Annotated in this window: 4 protein-coding genes; all 4 read left to right on the top strand. The window is 23.7% G+C overall.

Annotated features, from left to right (window positions below; all coding sequences use genetic code 11):
- Positions 1-89 precede the first annotated feature (89 nt).
- The 4 genes from Q0370_RS06245 (at position 90) to Q0370_RS06230 (ending at position 3,402) form a co-directional block, all read left to right on the top strand.
- Positions 90-1,211, top strand: a complete 1,122-nt coding sequence (locus tag Q0370_RS06245) for an amino acid oxidase (protein WP_299573526.1) — start codon at positions 90-92, stop codon at positions 1,209-1,211.
- Between the two features lie 13 nt (positions 1,212-1,224).
- Positions 1,225-2,133, top strand: a complete 909-nt coding sequence (locus Q0370_RS06240) for a glycosyl transferase family 2 (RefSeq protein ID WP_299573523.1) — start codon at positions 1,225-1,227, stop codon at positions 2,131-2,133.
- Positions 2,134-2,143: 10 nt separating this feature from the next.
- The gene (locus Q0370_RS06235) at positions 2,144-2,578 is read left to right on the top strand and encodes a GtrA family protein (RefSeq protein ID WP_299573520.1); all 435 of its coding nucleotides are present in this window, start codon (positions 2,144-2,146) and stop codon (positions 2,576-2,578) included.
- A 116-nt stretch (positions 2,579-2,694) separates the two neighbouring features.
- Positions 2,695-3,402: a glycosyltransferase family 2 protein gene (locus Q0370_RS06230; protein WP_299573518.1), complete on the top strand. Its 708-nt coding sequence runs from the start codon at positions 2,695-2,697 to the stop codon at positions 3,400-3,402.
- The last annotated feature ends 66 nt before the right edge of the window (positions 3,403-3,468 follow it).

The raw sequence follows: 3,468 nt of genomic DNA, 5'->3' as shown, positions 1-3,468 counted from the left end.
ATTAAAGAAATTTTTGGATAATTAAGAAAATAAATAATAGAAGTTAAGGAGTAATAATCAAATATACTTTTATATTTGAGAGATTAATTATGAAAAAGTATGATAAAATAATAATAGGATCGGGAATATATGGAATGTATGCTGCAAAACGAAGTTTAGAAAAAAATCTTAATGAAAAAATATTAATTATAGAAGTTGAAAAAGAGCCATTTAATAGAGGTTCTTATATTAATCAAGCACGACTTCACAATGGTTATCATTATCCTAGATCTTTTTCAACAGCATCAAAATCAGCAAAATATTTTAATCGTTTTTATAATGATTTCAAAAATGGTATTAACGATAAATTTGAAAAAATTTATGCTGTAGCATCTGATTATAGTTGGACAAACGGAGAACAATTCCAAAAATTTTGTGATAATTTAAATGTAAGATGTGATGAAATTCCTAAAGGGAAATTTTTTAATGAAAATACTATTGATAGGGCATTTCTGACACAGGAATATTCATTTGATGCTAAGATAATTGGAAAAATATTGTATGAAGAGTTAGTAAAATTAGGATGTGATTTTGAATTTGAAATGAAGATAGTGGAAATAAAGAAAGAAGAGAAAGAATATGTATTTAAAACTTCAAATGGCAAGACATATTCAACACCGTTTGTTTTAAATGCAACTTATGCGGGAATTAACATAATTCATAATCTACTGGGATTCGAATACTTGCCGATAAAATATGAATTTTGTGAAGTAATATTGTGTGAAGTTTCTGATAATATAAAAAATATTGGATTGACTGTTATGGATGGTCCTTTTTTTTCATTGATGCCATTTGGTTTAACAGGTTATCATTCTATAACAACTGTTTCAAAAACACCACATTTTACGAATTATGAAAATTTGCCACCGTATGATTGTTGTGGGGATTTAGAAAAACAAAAACATCCTGAACACTCAAAAGGTTGTATTCATTGTAAAATTTTTCCAAAAACAGCATTTGAAGAAATGGTTCAAATTGCTAAAAAGTATTTGAATGAGGATATTGAGATAAAATATGTCAAATCATTGTATACTATAAAACCTATTTTAGTTGCTTCTGAAATTGATGATTCAAGACCAACGATTATAAAACAATATTCTCAAAGTCCAGATTTTTATACAGTATTTTCTGGAAAAATAAATACAATGTATGATTTGGATGAAATATTATAATGTGGAGGAAGAAATGATAAAAAATTTAGAACAAAATTATATATCAATTGTTTTAGTTATAAATGAAGATAACAATCAAGTAGAAAAAAAGATAAAAGAAATTAAAAAAGTTTTGGATGGTAGTTTTAAAAGCAGTGAAATTGTAATAGTAGATAATACTACTAAAATCTCTTCTTTAGAATCGTTGAAATCTTTAAAATTTAAGCATACAGAAATAAAATTACCTATAAAACATAGAACTCAACAGGCATTAAATGCTGGAACGGCAATTGCAATAGGTGATTATATTGTTGAAATAGAAGATATTTCATTTGACATAGACTATAATAAAATAATCGAAATGTATAAAAAAAGTCAAGAAGGATATGATTTTGTATTTTTAACACCAAAAAAATCAAAAAAAACATCAAAAATATTTTATAGTATTTTAAATAGGTATTTTAAAAATTCTTTTAATGAAGACATTAATTCATCTGTTATGACTTTATCATCAAGAAGAGGACAAAATAAAGTGGCAGAAATTGGGAAAAAAATTATAAATAGAAATGTTGCATATGTTCTTTCAGGATTAAAGAGTTTTTCGATTGAAGTAAATCTAGATTATAAAAATAAAAGAAGTTTTTCGGAAAATTTAATGTTAATGTTTGATACATTAATTTATTACACCGATGCAATTATGTTATTTACTCAAAGATTAGCTTTTGGATTTTTTGTATTATTTGGATTAGGAATTATTTACAGTATAATTACAAAAATTGTAAAAGAAACAGTGGAAGGCTGGGCTTCATTATTTATAATATTGAGTTTGGGATTTTTTGGAATATTCTTTATTTTAAGTATTGTAATAAGATATTTACACCATATTTTACAAAATTCATTAAATACAAAAGATTATATTTATAGTTCTGTAGACAAAAAATGAGTTGATAAATATGAGATTAATAAAAGACTTAGTAAATAAAGAAACTGTTTTATATCTTGTTTTTGGAGTATTAGCAACGGTTTTAAATATATTGTTGTTTTATTTATTTATAAATGTCTGGAAAATGTCAACAGGATTAGGGAATCTATTAGATACTATTATTTGTATCCTATTCCAATATTTCACTAATAGAATATGGGTTTTTGAAAGTAAAAATAATGGAAAAGAAGCTATAAAAGAATTTATACAATTTATATTAGCAAGAGGAGTGACTGCAATTATTGATCAGATTTTTGTTGTAGTTGGGGTAGATTTTTTTGTAACAAAATACATTATTCTTTCTCAACAGAAAATTTTTAGCATAGGAGTTAAAATCTTATCTAATATTGTAGTAATCGTGTTAAATTATGTTTTTTCGAAGATGTTTGTTTTTAAAAAAAATTAAAAATTATTATACATTTATAAAAGTCTATAAATAAATTTTGCTTTTAATATAATAATTTAAGGCATAGAATCTTAATTAAATAAAGAAGTATTATACACGATAAGAAAAGAGAGAAAATGGATAATAAAAGAATATCTGCAACTGTAATCTGGTATAATCCAGACGATGAAAATATAAAAAATATAAGGACATACATTGATTATGTGGAAAAATTATACATAATTGATAATTCTAAAGAAAATAATAAAAAGTTAGCTGATAGTTTAAATAATTTAAAAACGGAGTATATTTATAATGATAAAAATTTAGGAATTGCAAAAGCTTTGAATTTGGCTTGTGAAAAGGCAGCTAATGATAATTTTGAATGGCTATTGACTATGGATCAGGACAGTTCATTTGATTCTAATAGTATAAAATCTTATTTTAGAACTTTTGAGAAGATGACAAAAAATAATGTCGGTATTATTTCTCCTAGGCATATTTTAAAAAATGATATAGATAAATCTAGCAATGATAACGAATCTGTTGAGATTGATCATGTAATGACTTCAGGAAATTTATTAAATTTAAAAATATGGGAAGAAATTGGAAAATTTGATGAAAACCTTTTTATTGATGAGGTTGATAGTGAAATATGCTTTAGAATAATAGAAAGTGGATATAAGGTCATTCAATTAAATAAAATACGAATGTTTCACGAATTGGGAAATCTCGAGAAAAGAAACTTTTTTACAAGAAAAATTTCTGTTTTAAACCATAATCATATAAGAAAATATTATATTATGAGAAACAAATTTTACATGTTAAAAAAATATAAAAAATAGATTTTTTAATAACTTACTTTATAAGTTTTTTTCTTAAATATTCAACTAGATAATATTTATTTGAAT

It is taken from the genome of uncultured Leptotrichia sp., from assembly GCF_938036635.1.
GTDB classification, from domain to species: domain Bacteria; phylum Fusobacteriota; class Fusobacteriia; order Fusobacteriales; family Leptotrichiaceae; genus Leptotrichia; species Leptotrichia hongkongensis.
Note: the sequence above shows the minus strand (reverse complement) of the source record. Positions and strands in the feature narration are given on the sequence as shown.

Bases quoted from the DNA above. Each gene is read 5' to 3' on its own strand.
- Q0370_RS06245 (WP_299573526.1), top strand. From the start codon at position 90: ATGAAAAAGTATGATAAAATAATAATAGGATCGGGAATATATGGAATG.
- Q0370_RS06230 (WP_299573518.1), top strand. From the start codon at position 2,695: ATGGATAATAAAAGAATATCTGCAACTGTAATCTGGTATAATCCAGAC.
- Q0370_RS06240 (WP_299573523.1), top strand. From the start codon at position 1,225: ATGATAAAAAATTTAGAACAAAATTATATATCAATTGTTTTAGTTATA.
- Q0370_RS06235 (WP_299573520.1), top strand. From the start codon at position 2,144: ATGAGATTAATAAAAGACTTAGTAAATAAAGAAACTGTTTTATATCTT.